The organism is Sphaerobacter sp. (genome assembly GCF_019683595.1).
Lineage (GTDB): Bacteria > Chloroflexota > Chloroflexia > Thermomicrobiales > Thermomicrobiaceae > Sphaerobacter.
In genome coordinates, this window is sequence record NZ_JADGHZ010000083.1 from 1 (window position 1) to 15047 (window position 15047).

Annotated in this window: 16 protein-coding genes; 4 read left to right on the forward strand and 12 right to left on the reverse strand. The window is 71.5% G+C overall.

Annotated features, from left to right (window positions below; all coding sequences use genetic code 11):
- The 7 genes from IRZ30_RS10100 to IRZ30_RS10130 all read right to left on the reverse strand — a co-directional run.
- A partial coding sequence (locus IRZ30_RS10100) for a glycosyltransferase (RefSeq protein ID WP_294084894.1) occupies nt 1-966 on the reverse strand: 966 nt, incomplete at its 3' end.
- Nucleotides 954-2021 carry a glycosyltransferase family 9 protein gene (locus IRZ30_RS10105; RefSeq protein WP_294084896.1) on the reverse strand — a complete coding sequence of 356 codons (1068 nt, stop codon included), beginning with the start codon at nt 2019-2021 and terminating at the stop codon, nt 954-956. The genes IRZ30_RS10100 and IRZ30_RS10105, both read right to left, overlap by 13 nt.
- Nucleotides 2018-3103 (reverse strand): glycosyltransferase family 9 protein, encoded by a 1086-nt coding sequence (locus IRZ30_RS10110; protein WP_294084898.1) that lies wholly within the window; start codon nt 3101-3103, stop codon nt 2018-2020. The genes IRZ30_RS10105 and IRZ30_RS10110 overlap by 4 nt, the downstream gene beginning before the upstream one ends.
- Nucleotides 3100-4245, reverse strand: a complete 1146-nt coding sequence (locus tag IRZ30_RS10115; RefSeq protein WP_294084900.1) for a glycosyltransferase family 9 protein — start codon at nt 4243-4245, stop codon at nt 3100-3102. Before IRZ30_RS10115 ends, IRZ30_RS10110 begins: the two co-directional genes overlap by 4 nt.
- Nucleotides 4242-5747, reverse strand: coding sequence for a PfkB family carbohydrate kinase (locus IRZ30_RS10120; protein ID WP_294084902.1), 1506 nt, complete (start codon nt 5745-5747; stop codon nt 4242-4244). Before IRZ30_RS10120 ends, IRZ30_RS10115 begins: the two co-directional genes overlap by 4 nt.
- Complete coding sequence (locus IRZ30_RS10125) at nt 5747-6388, reverse strand: HAD family hydrolase (protein WP_294084903.1); 642 nt, start codon at nt 6386-6388, stop codon at nt 5747-5749. Before IRZ30_RS10125 ends, IRZ30_RS10120 begins: the two co-directional genes overlap by 1 nt.
- Entirely contained in the window at nt 6385-7041 is a 657-nt protein-coding gene (locus IRZ30_RS10130; RefSeq protein WP_294084904.1) for an SIS domain-containing protein, read from the reverse strand. The genes IRZ30_RS10125 and IRZ30_RS10130 overlap by 4 nt, the downstream gene beginning before the upstream one ends.
- 352 nt (nt 7042-7393) lie before the next feature.
- Here IRZ30_RS10130 and IRZ30_RS10135 point away from each other — a divergent pair, with 352 nt between their 5' ends.
- Nucleotides 7394-7573 (forward strand): hypothetical protein, encoded by a 180-nt coding sequence (locus IRZ30_RS10135; RefSeq protein ID WP_294084905.1) that lies wholly within the window; start codon nt 7394-7396, stop codon nt 7571-7573.
- Here IRZ30_RS10135 and IRZ30_RS10140 read toward each other — a convergent pair.
- The 3 genes from IRZ30_RS10140 to IRZ30_RS10150 all read right to left on the reverse strand — a co-directional run bounded on the left by IRZ30_RS10140 (nt 7570) and on the right by IRZ30_RS10150 (nt 11870).
- Nucleotides 7570-9768, reverse strand: a complete 2199-nt coding sequence (locus IRZ30_RS10140; protein ID WP_294084907.1) for a hypothetical protein — start codon at nt 9766-9768, stop codon at nt 7570-7572. The genes IRZ30_RS10135 and IRZ30_RS10140 overlap by 4 nt on opposite strands.
- 102 nt (nt 9769-9870) lie before the next feature.
- Nucleotides 9871-10164 carry a hypothetical protein gene (locus tag IRZ30_RS10145; protein ID WP_294084909.1) on the reverse strand — a complete coding sequence of 98 codons (294 nt, stop codon included), beginning with the start codon at nt 10162-10164 and terminating at the stop codon, nt 9871-9873.
- A gap of 512 nt (nt 10165-10676) precedes the next feature.
- Nucleotides 10677-11870, reverse strand: coding sequence for a helix-turn-helix domain-containing protein (locus IRZ30_RS10150; protein ID WP_294084911.1), 1194 nt, complete (start codon nt 11868-11870; stop codon nt 10677-10679).
- Between the two features lie 228 nt (nt 11871-12098).
- On the opposite strand from IRZ30_RS10150, the gene IRZ30_RS10155 reads away from it, so the two are divergent.
- Together IRZ30_RS10155 and IRZ30_RS10160 are read left to right on the forward strand one after the other, a co-directional pair.
- Complete coding sequence (locus IRZ30_RS10155; protein WP_294084912.1) at nt 12099-12785, forward strand: SCO family protein; 687 nt, start codon at nt 12099-12101, stop codon at nt 12783-12785.
- Between the two features lie 148 nt (nt 12786-12933).
- Nucleotides 12934-13479, forward strand: coding sequence for a DUF421 domain-containing protein (locus tag IRZ30_RS10160; protein ID WP_294084914.1), 546 nt, complete (start codon nt 12934-12936; stop codon nt 13477-13479).
- An 86-nt stretch (nt 13480-13565) separates the two neighbouring features.
- Here the strand turns inward: IRZ30_RS10160 and IRZ30_RS10165 are convergent, their stop codons facing one another.
- Complete coding sequence (locus tag IRZ30_RS10165; protein ID WP_294084915.1) at nt 13566-13811, reverse strand: YtxH domain-containing protein; 246 nt, start codon at nt 13809-13811, stop codon at nt 13566-13568.
- Nucleotides 13808-14323 (reverse strand): hypothetical protein, encoded by a 516-nt coding sequence (locus tag IRZ30_RS10170; RefSeq protein ID WP_294084916.1) that lies wholly within the window; start codon nt 14321-14323, stop codon nt 13808-13810. Before IRZ30_RS10170 ends, IRZ30_RS10165 begins: the two co-directional genes overlap by 4 nt.
- A gap of 344 nt (nt 14324-14667) precedes the next feature.
- On the opposite strand from IRZ30_RS10170, the gene IRZ30_RS10175 reads away from it, so the two are divergent.
- A partial coding sequence (locus IRZ30_RS10175; RefSeq protein WP_294084917.1) for a PLP-dependent transferase occupies nt 14668-15047 on the forward strand: 380 nt, incomplete at its 3' end.

Below are 15047 nucleotides of genomic sequence, written 5' to 3' on the forward strand. Positions count from 1 at the left end.
GGGCAGGGGGGTGAGGGGTCCCTCACCTAGCACCCGCGCAAACGCGGCGTTCCAGTCGCGCCGGAAGCGGTCGAGGCCGAAGCGCTCCTGGGCGGTGAGGCGGGCGGCCGCGCCGATGCGTGCCGCCTCCGCCGGGTGGCCGAGGAGGAAGCGCATGCGGTCGATCAGATAGTCCAGGTCGCAGGAGACGAAGCCGTTGACGCCATCCTGGATCACTGTCGGCAACGCGGTCGTGGCGAGCGCCACCACCGGCGCGCCGAGGGTCATCGCCTCGATGACGGCCAGCGGCAGGCTGGTGTAGCGCATCGGGCTGAAGACGAAGCGGTACGCGGCCACGCGGCGGTGCAGCTCGCGGTAGGGCACGTCGCCCAGGCCGCCGAACGCCTCGGTCTCCATGCCGATCGCGTCGAGCGGCACCTGCTCCCGCGCCTGCAGGAAGAGGTCGAACCCGGCGATGCGCGGGCGGTGTTGGACGCCGTTTGCGACGAAGACGCCGCGCGGCAGCCGGCCGGTGTAACGCGCTGTCGGGTCGATGGCGACGCTGTGCTCGATGACGGTCGTGGGTGTGCGGCCGTTGTCCCACATCACACGGTTGAAGTGGGTGACGTGGACCAGCAGCACGCGCGGGTCGTCGACCGGGTGGCGGGACTGCACCGCGTCCGGCTTGGGCGTGTTGTGCTCCAGGTAGATGCTGGGCAGGTCGCGCTGCTCGGCGGAGAGGATCTCGAAGCGATCCTCGAACCAGTTCTTCGGCGTCTGGTAGATGACCAGGTCGAGGTCGAGGTGGCGCACCTGCTCGGCCGGGATCTCGCGCACGGAGCCGGGCAGATCGAAGGTCGGGCCGCGCCCGCCGTAGCCCTCGGGGCGCCCCGGCTTGACCGGCAGGTACCAGTCGTGCTCGATGCGCGCGAGCGCGTTGAGGTAGCTGCCGTGGATGTGCCAGATCAGGATCCTCAGTCGTCGCATGCCATCGCTCCCGCCGCCAGCAGCCGCGTCGCGGCCGTGGCGACCATCTCCGGCGTGATCCGGTGCAGGCACCGGTGGTCGATCGGGCACTCCCGGTGTGGGCACGGGCTGCACGCGACCGGGACGCGCACGACGGGGTGCCGCTCCCGGTCGAGCGGCCCCCAGCGGGTCGGATCGGCCGGGCCGAAGAGGGTGACACTGGGCGTGCCAAGCGCATCGGCGATGTGGGCCGGGCCGGTGTCGTTGCTGATGAAGAGGTCAAGCCGGGCGATCAGTGCCGCCAGCCCGCCGAGCGAGGTCCGCCCGGCCAGTACCAGCGGCGCGGCGCGCATGGCCGCCGCGACCTGCTGAACCGTCGCCACTTCCTCCGTGCTGCCGGTCAGGACGATCCGCGCGCCGTAGCGCTCGGCCAGCAGGTCGCCCACCGCGGCGAAGCGCTCGGGCGGCCAGCGCCGTGCCGGGTAGCGGGCACCGGGGTGGATGCCGACCAGCGGACCGCCGGGTGGCGGCCGGTCGAGCAGCGCGGCGGCCTCGGCCCGGTCGGCGGCGCTCAGGGGAAACTCCAGCGCCGGCCCCAGGTCGGGGCAGCCGAGCAGCCGTGCCAGCCGCAGGTTGCGCTCGATCTCGGAGCAGTCGTCCGGATAGGGGGCGCCGATGTCCAGCCCTGCGGGCCGCGTTCCGTCGTAGTACCCGGCCGTCACCCGCCCGGAGAGCGCCAGGGCGCAGGCGTTGCTCGTCCGACCGCTGCCGTGCATCTGGATCACCAAGTCGTAGCCCACGGCGCGCTGGTCAGCGACGAAGCGGGCCGTGCGCGCCGGGTCGACCGGGACCTCGGCGATGCCGGGATAGCCGTCGAAGGGGACGAAGCGGTCGAGGTAGCGGTCGACCCGCCGAGCGAACGCCGTGGCCCAGGGCAGGCCGATCAGGGTGATCTCGGCCCCGGGGAACCCGGCTCGGAGGGCACGCAGGGCCGGCACGGCAAGTAGCAGGTCGCCCAGGTGTAGCGCCCGCAGCACGGCGATGCGGCGCGGCGGGACGGCGAGGATTGCGCTCATCGCTCACCTCCCGCCACGCCCGCCCCGGCACCGACCAGCAGCTCCAGCGCCGCCGCGGCCGCCTCCTCCGGCGGGATGTCGAGGCACGGCTGGCCGATCGGGCAGTCGAAGAGGTAGCAGGGGTGACAGGCGGTCGGCCGCCGCAGCAGACGGGAGCGGGTGTGACGCGGGCGCCACTGCGCGTCGAGGTCGGTGCCGGAGTAGAGCGCCAGCACCGGCGTATCGAGCGCGTCGGCCAGGTGGAGCGGCAGCGTGTTGCCGCAGACGACGAGCGCGGCCCGGTCCACTAGCGCGGCGTACTCCGCCAGCGTCGTCCGCCCGACCAGCGGCCGCACCCGCGGCCCGGCCCCGTCCACGACGGCGGCGACCAGGTCCGCTTCCCGCTCCAGACCCGTGACCAGCACCGGCCAGCCGGCTTCGGCCAGCAGACGAGCGAGGCCGGCCGCCAGCGCGACCGGCACCTGCCGCGCCGCGGCGCTGGCGCCGGGGTGGAGGAGGACGAAGGGCGCGCCGGGGTCCAACCTGGCTGCAGCCAGTAGCCGGGGCACGGCCGCGTACGCCTCCGGCGGCAGGGCCACCGCCAGGCGGCGGTCGCGCACTGGAAATCCGAGGTGTTCGACGAGGCGCAGGTTGCGCTCGGCCTGGTGCAGGTCGTCCGGCGCGCCGCGCAGCTCGTCGGTCAGGGTGCTGCCGCCGAACTCCTTCGACTCCCCCGCCCGCAGCGGGATGCCGGCCAGATAGCAGACGTAGCCGGGGACGTGCGGCGTCTGGCTGAAGGAGGTGAAGATGAGCGCCGCGTCGAAGCGGCGGGCCGCCAGGTCGGCGATCAGCGCCTGCTCGCGCGCCGGGTCAAACGGGATTCGCCCGCCCACGTCCTGCCAGACCGGCCGCCAGACCATGACGTCGTCCACCCAGGGGAGGAGCGGGGCGGCGGCCGCACCCGCGCGGCTGGCGATCAGGGTGATGCGCGCCGCGGGCGACGTCTCCTTGATGGCCCGGATGGCCGGGCCGAGCATGATGACGTCGCCGATATTGTCGAGCCGCAGCGCGGCGATGGTGCGCGCCTCCCGCCAGCCGCTCATGGCCGCCTCCCGCCCCGCGCGACCGAGGCGGTCGCGCCATTGGCCGCCACCGGCGCCGAACCGGCCAGGAGGTCGCGCGCGGCATCGAGCACTATGGCCGGTGTCACCAGGCGCAGGCACTCGTGCCCATACGGGCAAACCCGGCTGTAACAGATGCGGCAGGAGACGTCGTGGAAGAGCAGCCGGTGCGGCACGCGCCATGGCCCCCACTGCTCCGGCGGGTTGGTCAAGGCGAAGAGGGCGACGACCGGCGTCTTGACCGCGGCCGAGACGTGCATCGGCCCGGTATTGTTGGTGATCGTCAGGTCGGCCGCGGCGATCACGGCGCAGAGAGCGGGGAAGTCGAGGTCCCCGGCCAGCGACAGTGCCCGCTCGCGCAGCGCCGGGCGGAGGTGCGCCCGGATCCGATCGACCAGCGGCCGCTCCTCGGCAACGCCGGTCAGCGCCACGGTGGCACCCAGGCGCTCGATCAGCAGCGCGGTCACCTCGGCGTACTGCTCCCAGGGGTAGGTCCGGGCCGGCATCGAGCAGCCGGGGTGGAGCACGACGAGCGGGCGGTCGCTCAGCGCGCCCATGCCCGCCAGCCGGTCGGCGACGGCCGCGCGGGCGCTGTCGGGCACGGCGAGCACGAGGTCGCGCTCGTCGGTGTCCATGCCGATGGCGCCGACGAGGTCCAGGCCGCGCTCCACCTCGTGCATCATCCGCTCCGGGTGCTTGTGGCGCGTGGTGAGGAGCGAACCGGGACCGTCGATCGAGGCGGCGACGCGCAGCGGGATATCGGCCAGGTAGCAGAGGTAGGCCGCGGGCAGGGCGCTCTGGCGGAACGAGGTGAAGATGATCGCGCCGTCGAAGCGGCGGGCCTTGAGCCGCGCGATCGTGTGCTGCTCGCGCCGGCTGTCGTGCGGCAGGCGGGACCAGGGGTCCATCCAGGGCGCCTGGTAGACGATGACGCCGTCCAGGTCGGGGTTCAGCCGCCCGGCCTGCGCCCCGACCGGACCGGCCAGCAGCGTGATCTCCGCCTCGGGCAGCGATGCACGGATCGCGTGGATCGCCGGGGTCGTCACCAGGACGTCGCCCAGGTTGTCCAGCCGGATGGCCAGCACCCGGCGTGTGGCGGCCCAGCGGGCGTCCAGCGGGCTCACGGCGCCGCTCCGTTCAGGTCGGCCCCGGCCAGCGCCACGATGCGGTCGATCACCCCGCTGGTGCTCAGGCTGCCGACGAGCGGCAGGATCGCCACCCGCCCGCCGACGGCACGGACCGCCTCGGCCTCGGGCAGCGGCACATCGGCGTAGTCGCCTCCCTTGGCGTGGATGTGGGGGCGCAGCGTGCGGATCAACTCGGCCGGGGTCGCCTCGTCGAACAGCAGTGCCTCGTCCACCGCGTCGAGCGCTGCCACCAGCGCCAGCCGGTCGCGCTCGCTGTTGATCGGCCGGCCCGCCCCCTTGAGCCGCCGGGCGGAGCGGTCGCTGTTTACCCCGACGACGAGGAGGTCGCCGAGCGCCTTCGCCTGGCGCAGGAACTCGACGTGCCCGGCGTGGAGGATGTCGAAGACGCCGTTGGTGAAGACGATCGTCCGGCCCGCGAGCCGGGCGGCGTCGAGTCGAGCGACGACGTCACGACGAGCCGCGGCCATGCTGGCGGGTCGCCCGTCCAGATCGCGCAGGCTGACCCGGCGCAGGAGATCCTGGTAGGGCACGGCCGCGGTCCGCTGGCTGGCGACGGCGATCCCGGCGGCGTCGATGCCGATCCGGCAGGCTTCCACCACATCGGCTCCGGCCGCGAGCGCGAGCGCCAGCGCCGCGGCAAACGTGTCGCCCGCGCCGATGTCGCTGGCCTGCCCGGCCGGGTGAGCCGGAAGATGCCGGCCGGTGCCGTCGCGCCCGAGCAGGAACACCCCGTCCGCGCCCAGCGTGATCGCCGCATAGGCCGCCTCGATCTGCTCCAGGAGGCCGCGGCCGATCCGTTCGACCTCCGCCAGATCGAGCCCGCCCGGCTCCTCCGCGCTCGGCGCAACCGCCAGCCGTGCCTCCAGGTCGTTGGGCGTGACGACCGTCGCCCCGGCAGCGTAGAAGCGATGCAGCGCCTTGGAGTCGACAACCAGCGGGCAGGGCCGCGCGGCGCGCAACGCCCTGAGCCGGGCAACGAGGTCGTCGGCGACGGCGCCGTAGGCATAGTCGGAGACGACCACCACGTCGCAGGCGGGGAAGGCGTGTTCCAGATGCTCCAGCAGCCGGGCACGGGCCGCGGGCGAGGCGCCGCGGGTGTCTCCCTCGTCGAAGCGGACCACGTACTGCCCGTCGGCCAGGATGCGCAGCTTGTGGAGCGTGCTGACCGCCGGGTCGACCACCAGCCAGCGATCGTCGACGCCGCGTGACGCCAGCGCCGCCCGCAGCAGGTCGCCCGGCACATCCTCGCCCACCAGCCCCAGGAAGACCACCTCGGCGCCCAATGCGCGCAGGTTGGCCGCCGTGTTGGCGGCGCCCCCCGGCACGCGCTCCTCGGCCGTCTTGCGCACCACCGGCACCGGCCCCTCGGTGCAGAGCCGCGCGGCGGTCCCCTCCAGGTAGCTGTCGAGCATGGCGTCACCGATGACCAGTGCCCGCAGGCGCCGGAAGCGCCGCACCACGTCGACCACGCGCGCCATCACCGGCCCCTCTCTGCAGCCAGACCGGCCGCCGGCCATCCCAGCGGCCGGTAGTCCAGCTCCGGCGCCGCCGCCAGGCCCTCGACCGCACTGATGATCCGCAGCGCGTGGCGGGTGTCGCGGGCGACGAAGTCCGGCCGGCGCCGCGCCGTGACCGGCGGCGATTCGGTGGCGAGATCGACGAGGACGGTGCGGCACCCGGCGCGGCGGCCCGCCTCCACGTCGTCCAGGACGTCGCCGACGAGCCAGGAGCGCGCCGGGTCGACGCCCAGGTCGTGCGCCGCCCGCCACAGCATCCCGGGGGCAGGTTTGCGGCAGTCGCAGCGCCGGGCAAGCTCGGGGATCACCCCGTCCGGGTGGTGCGGGCAGTAGTAGATCGCGTCAAGCCGCACCCCCGAGCGGTCCAGGCTGGCCGCCAGGTGCTCGTGCATCCGGCGCAGGTCGTCCTCGGTGAAGTAGCCGCGGGCGATCCCGGACTGGTTCGTCACCACGACCAGCCGGAACCCGGCCGCCTGCAGCCGGCGCAACTCCGGGCCGATCCCCTCGTAGAGGCGCAGGTGCTCGGGCCGGGATGGGTAGTGGCGCGGGTGGACCAGGGTGCCGTCACGGTCGAGGAAGATCGCGCGATGCGGGGCGGTCATGGGCCACCGGCTCCTTCCCGGATCGCCAGTTCGGCCTCGACCAGGTCGCAGAGGACGTGGGTGACGATCAGGTGCAGCTCCTGCGTAAGGGCGGTGTCGGCAGTAGGCACCCGCACCGCCAAGTCCGACAGCCGAGCCAGCCGGCTGTCGCGCTCGCCGGTGACGGCGACCACGGAGAGACCACGCCGGCGCGCGGTCACGGCCGCCCGCACCAGGTTCTCCGACTCCCCGCTGGTGCTGATCACGACCAGGAGATCGCCCGCCCGGCCGAAGGCCGCCACCTGCCGGGCAAAGACCTGCTCATAGCCGTAGTCGTTGGCGACCGCCGTCACGACGGCGCTGTCGGTACACAGCGCCACGACGGGATACGGCTCGCGCTCGCGCCGGAAGCGCCCGACCAGTTCGGCGGCAAAGTGCTGGGCCCCAGCCGCACTGCCGCCGTTCCCAGCGACCAACACCGTGCGCCCGGCTCGCAATGTCGCGAGGAGCATGTCCGCCACGGCAGCGAGGCGCGCGCTCTGCGCCTCCAACCGAGCCAGGGCCGCCGCCAGGTCGCACCTGCGCCCGGCCAGCGCGCGGGCGAGCACCGCCCCGTACGGCCCGCCGTTGGTCGACGGAGCCCACGCTGCAACCCGCACGTCATCATCGATCATGCGATTGCTCCCGATCGCTCGCGCACGCAGAGCCCATGGGCGCGTCGGCGCACTTGAATGCGCGGGGGACTATTTCCTTTTCCCAGGCTAACGAGTTTGCCCGTCAGGCTTCATCGGGCATCTGCCCAAGCCGTTTTGGGTTCTGGAGAAGCGGGATTGTGCAGGTGCACAACGGTGGGGTGGGGGTAGCCTGGCTGGGGACCCCTCACCCCCGCCCCCTCTCCCACAAGGGGAGAGGGGAGTAGGACGGAAAACGGCTGACGGCTGCCATGGTCGGGCAGCATCGGGAAGCCGTTATACGGCCCCCCTGTAGCCTTTCCATTGACCGCCGTCGCACGTGAACGTGCCGTTGATGCCCTGCGTATCCGAATTGCCGTCGATCGCGACGACCTCGAAGGCGTTGAACCAGGTGTCGCCAGTGCTGCGCGGTTGTGGCGGCTACACGATGATGTCGAAGCGGGCATTGAACGTGAAACCGGTCGGATTCACCGCAGTGGCGGTGATCGTGAACTGCTCGTCCAGCCCGACCTAGCCCTGCACGGTCATATCGACAGCCGTCCAGGTCACGTCAACGGTCGTCGACGGCTCCCCGGCATCCTGGTCACCTTCGCCGTCCAGGTCGGCCCAGACGGTGATCGTGTCGCCACCGACGTTCGCCCCGGTGTAGCTGCATGTGGCCCTGCCGTCAGTGCCCGTTTGGGCACCGTCGGTGACCGTCGCAGTACCGTTCACGCCCTCGACGGTGCACCGGATCGCGACCCCCTGGACCGCGTTCGCCGCCCCGGAGCCGTCAGTGACGCGCGCCCTCACCGTGAGCTGAGTACCCACCAACGGCGTGTCGTCATCCACCCGGGCATCCAGAGCACGGCCGAGGCCGACCTCCCAATGCTTGAAGAACCCCACAATCTCGAAGGAGCCCTTTACGCCGTCGCCGTCGACGTCGACCCAGATCAGGACCTCGTCTTCGCCGATGACGCCGTTCGAGTCGTAGGACAGCTCCGCCGTCCCGTCAGCCCCGGTCGTCGCCACGTCGGTCTCACCCTGGTTCGGCCCGCTCAGCACGGTGAGGTAGGCCGGAATCCCCGGCAGCGGATCGCCGAACAGGTCGTGCACGGTCACCCGCGCCGTGAACTCGTTCGGGTTCCCCTGCGCGTCAGTCACCGGCTCAAAGAGCTCGTCCCCGGCGATTGTTATGGGGATGCCGACGAAGCGCGGGGTCGCCTGCGGCACCACCGCCAGGTTGAAGGCGCCCGAACCATCGCCCCCCACGGCGTAGTTCACGTTGTTCGACACGCCCACCAGCGCACCGTTGCCCTCGACGCCCACCACCGCCGAGCCAACAAAGCCCGCCGGCAGCTCATGGTAGTCCAGCGTGTACACCGTCGCCCCGGCCCCCGCCGGCAGCGGGAAGCTCAGCGGCTGCTCGGCGTCGGTCGCATCCGCCGTCGGCGCCACCGGCACCCCCGCCGAATCCAGGAACTGCACCCACACCGTGACCGGGTTCCCCAGATCCGGGTTGTACAGGTTGATGCCCGAGGTGTCGCCCAACCCGGTGGTCGGATTGCCCGTCTGCACCAGCGGCAGCCCCAGCAGCGCCTGGTACAGCATGCGCCCGCTCACCGGCAGCGTGCGGACCACGTGCGCGCTGTCCGCGGACACCACCTGGCCCCCGGCCAGCGCCCGGCCCGCGGCGTAGCTCATGGCATGCCCCTGGCCCGGCCCACCCAGGTACTTCACCGCGTCGATGGCCGCTGCCAGCGGGTACTGCCCCGCGATGCGCACCGCGGTGATCTGGTGCGCCGCCAGCCCAACGTTGCCGCTGGCCGGGGTGTAGACGTACTCCATGCCCTGCGGCGGGATGGTCACCGCCTCGGTCGCCACCACGGTGCCCGCATAGGTGTAGTAGGTCACCGTGACGCGGTTGGTGGTGCTCGAGAGGTTGGCGATGTTGATGCCGGTGTTCCAGCCGTTGTAGGCGCGGAACACCAGCGGGCCAAACTTCAGCGTCGGGCTGGCCGCGGCATCGTCGGTCCGCGGCTGGGCCACCGTGGTCAGCATCATGGCCGTCGCCGGCTTGTGGCGGAAGGCCACCGCCACCACCGCCCGGCTGGCATCCACCCAGACCGAGCCCACTGCTCCCTCGGGGAAGTTCGCGTCCTCGCGCAGGTCGACCGCGATGCTCTCCCCCGGCCCCAGCGCCACACCGGAGAGCAGCGCCACGCTCTCCCCGGCCACGCCCTGGCCCCCGGCGGCATAGAACGTCGCACTCACCGCGGTGGTCTGCTTCGCGACGTTGGTGATGACCAGCTCGGTGTCCCAGCCGGTGTTGGTCTGGGCAATCGGCAGCACCCAGCGGGACTGCCCCTCCAGCCCGACTCCACCGCCCGTAGCCAGGTCCACGTCCTGCACCGGGACGGCGCTGTAGCCGTCGGCGACGGTGGTATTGCTGCCAGTGCGCACCCCGCTCGTGCCCACCGTGTGCTTCTCGACGCCCGCGATGCGCGGCACGGGCACGTCGACGCAGACGGACACGGTCACAGCGTAGAGCGTCCTCGCGGTCGGCTCAGCCCCGGCCGGGCTCCAGTCGATGAACAGCGTGCCCCCCGACCAGTGCCAGGTGTAGTCCTCCCCCGCGCGGTAGCCGGTGATATCGACCGCGGTGGGCTCGGTCGTCACACCCGTGATCGCATCGGTGGTGTTGTCCGGCGTGCCCCGCGTGCCGTTCACGTCCTGCACCACACACGGGATGAGCCCGGCAGCGACGAGATCGTCCACATCCGCCCAGGCGGCGGCCGCCACCACGCCCGAGCCCGGCTCGGGGATGCCGAGTTACTCCGCGGTCCAGGTCTGCGACGCCCGCGGGTTGAGCGTGATGCTGGTCAACTCGGCCCCCGCCGCATCGCTGAGCGTGACCGTGACCGGGAAGACTTCCAGGTTCTGGATGGTGATCGCGCCGTGGATGCCGGCGATCCCGGCGATGGCGTCGTTGTTGGGGACCCAGGGGAAGAACAGCGTGGGCTGGCCCGGATCGTCGGGCGCGGCCGAGGTTGTCGCCACCACACCCGCGATGAGCCCGACCAGCAGGCCCACCCCCACCACGACACGCAACAGCGTGGGTCGCAAGGCAGTACTCCTTCCGCCCCCCTGCGCCATGCGGCGCGGGGCTCGTCTGCCCAAGACCCACGGACGGTGCGTCCGAGGCATGCGTGGTCTGTCACCGGGGTGGGTTGTCCGGACGCGCGCCAGCGTCCCGGCCCCACATGCTTGGCGCCTCATCGGCGGGCATTGGGCACAGCCAACTGCCGGTCTCGTACCGCTCACGGCAGGCGACCTATTCTAACGGGGATGCCGCGAGAAGCGCAAGAGGAGAACACTAAGCATTCCGCACCTCTCGCCCCTTTCGCCCAAAGTTGTGAAAGGTAAATGAAAAGTGCCTCGTACCATATGTTTGTGTAATACGAACAGCACGCCCCGCATCGTCAATGCTCCCGCTCCCAAGAGCCCGCCCGACGAGTTGGGAGTGCGGGAGCCTGATGCGTCCTGCGTGCGCCCGTGCTGTATCGCCTGCTGGCTAGGCCGTCCTCCGCCCCTCTCCCAAGGTTGGGAGAGGGGTCGGGGGTGAGGGCCGTTTCCCGCTACTCCGCCGCCGAGGGGAGGGTGCGGACGAGGAGGGCGAGGCGGACCTGGACGGCGTCGTCGAAGCGGCGGGGGTCAAGGCCGGTCAGCAGGGCAATCTTGTCGAGTCGGTAGCTGAGGGTGTTGCGGTGGATCGCCAGGCGCGCGGCGGCGTCGGAGGGGGAACAGTCCGACGCGAAGAAGGCATCGAGCGTCTCCAGCAGCTCCGGAGCGTGGTCGAGCGGGCTGAGCAGGTGTCGCGCCAGGTCGATCTTCGTCCGCTCGTCGGCCACGCCGACGAAGGCCGCCATACCCAGCCCGTCCAGGCAGTGGACCCGGTTCTGGCCGTGGAAGCGGCGGCCGAGGGAGAGCGCCGCCCGCGCGTCCTGGTACGAGCGGGCCAGCCCACGGATGCCGGGATGGTAGCGGCCGATCCCGACGTTGATATGGGCGCCGGTGTCACGCCGCAGCCGGGCCAGCAGGGCGTCCGCGGCACGCTTGAGGGCGCTGAGGTTGGCCCACGAGGCCGCGGGTTGGTCGGGGCTGTCCTCATCGGTCCAGGCGACCAGATCCTGCGTGCTGCTGGCCTTGAGCACCGCGATGTCGCCGTCGCCGATGTAGGCGCAGATGCTGTCGCTCGGCAGGTCGAAGAAGCCAACGACGCTGGCGATCACGAGCTGAGCACGCCGCCGGCGCTGCACCTCGGCCGTCTCAGGCCGGTCGAAAGCGCTCGTGCCGCGGATGAACTCCGCTGCGTCGATCAGGATCACCGCGCGCGGGCGGGTGAAGTCCATCCCCAGGATCTGGGCCTCGCGCAGGACGTCGGCCTCGTCGCCGATCTGCCCGCGGAGCAAGTCGTGGATGAACTTGTCCTTCAGTTCGTGGCGCTTGGGGATCTGATCCAGCACCGCCGCCTGGTTGACTACCAGCTCCACCAGCGCCTGCACCAGCCGCGGCGACGGCGCTTCGCCGGTGACCGGCGCGCCGACAATCACCTGTCCCTCATGAGCGTCGACCCGCAGGGGAACACGCAGCAAGCACCCGGTGGGGTCCGGTTGAACCGCATCGAACCGGAGGCCGACGAGGTCGGGGTCGGTGCTGGCAAGCGTCACCCCGCGATCATCGACCACCGCGACATCGGCTGCGAGCAACTCGGCAGTCCGCTCCAGAACCGCCTCCGCGACGCGATCGAACTGCTCCGTGACCATGGCCATCGTGCGGGCCTCCATCCGCCGAGCGGATGTGTACCAGCACTGATCGAGTTGCCGGTGCAAGGAAACGCCGCCCCGCCCCAACAGGCAGCGTGCTTGCGTGATGCAGAACACATGCCAGCCGCCCGCCGGGTAACGCCGCGGGCACGGGTGGTAGCATTCAGGCGCGGCGCCGGCCATGGCCGGTCCGGCGCGGCACCGCGACATCCACAGTGAGGAGGAGTTCTCCGCATGCCCACCCGTCCAGCCCGTCGCCGCCGCATCGGTCCCACGCTGGCGCTCGTCCTGGTTCTGGGGCTCGCCGCCCTGCTTGCGGCGTGCGGCGGGTCGCGAAAGTTGACCGGCACCGACCTGGGGCAGGAGCCGGCGCCGGACTTCACGCTCACCGACCAGCGGGGCCAGACCGTCAGCCTGTCGCAGTTGCGCGGCAAGGCGGTCGCGCTCACCTTCATCTACACCAACTGCACGGACATCTGCCCCCTGATCACCCAGCACCTGCGGCAGGCGTACGAGCAGTTGCCGGCGGATGCACGGCAGCGAGTCGCACTGGTGGCGATCACCGTCGACCCGGCACGCGACACGCCGGAGGTGCTCCAGGAGTACTCCGAGCGGCACGGGCTGGCGGAGAACCCGAACTGGTTCGCGCTGACCGCCGACGCCGCCACGCTTGAGCCGGTCTGGGCGAGCTATTACGTCGACCCGGGCGCGATGATGGCCGACGACCACGCCGAAACGGACGCGCACGACGCGCACGGCGAGCATGCCGATCACGAGGCCACGCCGGCGGCAGGCGGCCAGCAGCTCACCCACACCGACGCGATCTTCCTCATCGACCGCGACGGCAAGTGGCGCGTGCTGCTGCGCTCGGAGACACCCCCGAAAGAGATCGCCGACGACCTTGCGATCCTCGCCGGGTAGCGGCGACTCCCAGTCGAACGCGGGCGTGGCCGTGGCCCCTGGATTGCAGTCGTCCGGGCAGTAGCAGGCACCCCGTCCACTGCCGGTACCGGGCTGACCCCGCAGACCGCCCGGTGCGAGCCGGGGCACGATCAAGGGACGTCCCGCGATGCTGCTCTCAACCTGGCTGCCCGAGGACTGGAGTGCGATCTTCGTGCCCTCGACGCCGATCCTGGAGATCGTCGTGCGGGGCAGCGTCATCTATCTGGTGCTGTTCTTCGGCCTTCGGTTCCTGCTGAAGCGGGAAGCCGCCGGCATCAGGCTCACCGACCTGCTGGTCGTCGTGCTGATCGCCGACGCGGTGCAGAACGGCATGGCGGGCGAGTACACCGACGTCCCGGATGCATTGGTGCTCGCTGCGACGATCATCGGCTGGAGTATGCTGCTGTCCTTCGTCTCCTACCGCTTCCCTCGCATCCGCCGGGTGATCGAGCCGCAACCGCTGCTGCTGATCAAGGACGGGAAACTGCTGCAAAAGAACGCGGCCAGCGAGTTGCTGACGCGGGACGAGATCATGGGACAACTGCGAGAACAGGGGGTGGAACGGATCGAGGACGTCAAAGAGGCTTATATGGAGAGCAACGGGGTCATCACGGTGATCCCGCGCGAGAAACAGGGGAAGCGGAAGCACCAGCCCAACAAGGCGGCACCATGACGACCGCGATCAGGCGCGTCGAGCGGGCTCCGCGCCGGGCATGGAGAGCGGTCGATGCCGGCTACCAAGCGGCACGTCCGCAGGCGCTACGGCCTGCCGGAGAGCGCGTTCGGGTCGTTCACCGCCTGGCGGAACTGCTCGCGCAGTTGCCGCTCCGTCTCGGCCTCAGCCTCGGCGCGCGCCTTCTTCGCCTCTTCGAGCCGCTCGCGGACACGTTCTTGCAGCTCCGGTCCGCTCTCCGGCGCCAGCAACGAGGCGACCGCCGCACCGACCGCGGCCCCGAGCAGCGCGCCGCCACCGAACTTGAGGATTCCGCGGATTAGGCCCATCATCGCGTCCCCCTCCCGAAGAGCCGCCGCAGCAGCGCCGCGGCGATCGCCAGCGCCACGCCCGCGGCCGCACCGAAGGCCACCGCGCCGGACAGGTCGAACGTGGGGCGGACATCACCCTCCGCCTGCCCCGCCAGCACCAGCACCCGCGAGCCTTCCTCCAGGTGTGCCCGCTCGGCGCGCACCAGTCCAGCCCGGCTGCGCACCATCCGCACGTCATCGGCCGAGACCTGCGTCGCCTGGCTGCGCTGGAGCACGGCACGCTCGCTCCGGACCGACATCGCCGCGGAGCGGTCGAGCTGCGCGCTGCGCGCGTCGATCCCCCGCGCCGCCGACTGCTCCATGTTCACTCGCTCGGCGGTCACCCCGTCGGCCGCGCTGCGGTTCATCAGGACCGTTTGCGCCTCGACCGACCCGACGCGCGTCCCGCTGACCTCCGTGGCTGGAGTCGGCACCTTCCCCGCCGGTTGCTTGTAGACCGTCTCCCGGATCCCGCTCTCCGGCCCCTCCGCCATGACGCAGCCCCCACAGTCTCAACCTCAGGCTCACCGGTCACGAGCAGTGCGCACGGCCAAACGCGCGCCACCATGCCCGCCGCGTCCATGGTACGGGCCACACGCTGCCAGTGTCAAACGGCCGCTGGATGGTGCCTCGCCCCGTCGCGATCCGCGAGAGCGGCCCTCACCCCCGGCCCCTCTCCCAACGTTGGGAGAGGGGAGCTACGCACGGGGGACGAGCGATGCTCCGTGCGATGGCTCCTAGGCCAATCAGGTGACACAGGTGGTCCGGCGGCGGTAGGATGCGGCTGGTGAAATCGGCCCGGCCGTGTGCACCGGTCTCGGGACGGGAGGGAGTCAAGATGCAACCGCCATCCCCGCGCGGGGGTCCGCGCCGACTCGACATCGCGACCCGTGTGGTCCACGCCGGCGAGCGGCCGGCGCGCCCGGACTTCACGCCGGTCACGACGCCGATCTATCCAAGTGCGTCGTTCATCTACGAGGACCTGGACGTGATGGACCAGGCCCTCGGCGGTGCCGAGGACGCCTTTGTCTACACCCGGTACGGGAACCCGACAACCCATGCCCTGGAGATCGCCGTTGCCGACCTGGAGGGGACGGAGACGGCCTTCGCATTCGCTTCCGGCATGGGGGCACTGCATGCAGCGATCATGACCAGCATCGCGCCGGGGGGCGCCCGCGGGGCGCGCCCGGCCCCGGCAGGCCCGCCCAACCCCCAGGG

Bases quoted from the DNA above. Each gene is read 5' to 3' on its own strand.
- IRZ30_RS10105 (WP_294084896.1), bottom strand. From the start codon at position 2,021: ATGAGCGCAATCCTCGCCGTCCCGCCGCGCCGCATCGCCGTGCTGCGG.
- IRZ30_RS10110 (WP_294084898.1), bottom strand. From the start codon at position 3,103: ATGAGCGGCTGGCGGGAGGCGCGCACCATCGCCGCGCTGCGGCTCGAC.
- IRZ30_RS10120 (WP_294084902.1), bottom strand. From the start codon at position 5,747: ATGGCGCGCGTGGTCGACGTGGTGCGGCGCTTCCGGCGCCTGCGGGCA.
- IRZ30_RS10125 (WP_294084903.1), bottom strand. From the start codon at position 6,388: ATGACCGCCCCGCATCGCGCGATCTTCCTCGACCGTGACGGCACCCTG.
- IRZ30_RS10130 (WP_294084904.1), bottom strand. From the start codon at position 7,041: ATGATCGATGATGACGTGCGGGTTGCAGCGTGGGCTCCGTCGACCAAC.
- IRZ30_RS10135 (WP_294084905.1), top strand. From the start codon at position 7,394: ATGCCCTGCGTATCCGAATTGCCGTCGATCGCGACGACCTCGAAGGCG.
- IRZ30_RS10150 (WP_294084911.1), bottom strand. From the start codon at position 11,870: ATGGCCATGGTCACGGAGCAGTTCGATCGCGTCGCGGAGGCGGTTCTG.
- IRZ30_RS10155 (WP_294084912.1), top strand. From the start codon at position 12,099: ATGCCCACCCGTCCAGCCCGTCGCCGCCGCATCGGTCCCACGCTGGCG.
- IRZ30_RS10160 (WP_294084914.1), top strand. From the start codon at position 12,934: ATGCTGCTCTCAACCTGGCTGCCCGAGGACTGGAGTGCGATCTTCGTG.
- IRZ30_RS10165 (WP_294084915.1), bottom strand. From the start codon at position 13,811: ATGATGGGCCTAATCCGCGGAATCCTCAAGTTCGGTGGCGGCGCGCTG.
- IRZ30_RS10170 (WP_294084916.1), bottom strand. From the start codon at position 14,323: ATGGCGGAGGGGCCGGAGAGCGGGATCCGGGAGACGGTCTACAAGCAA.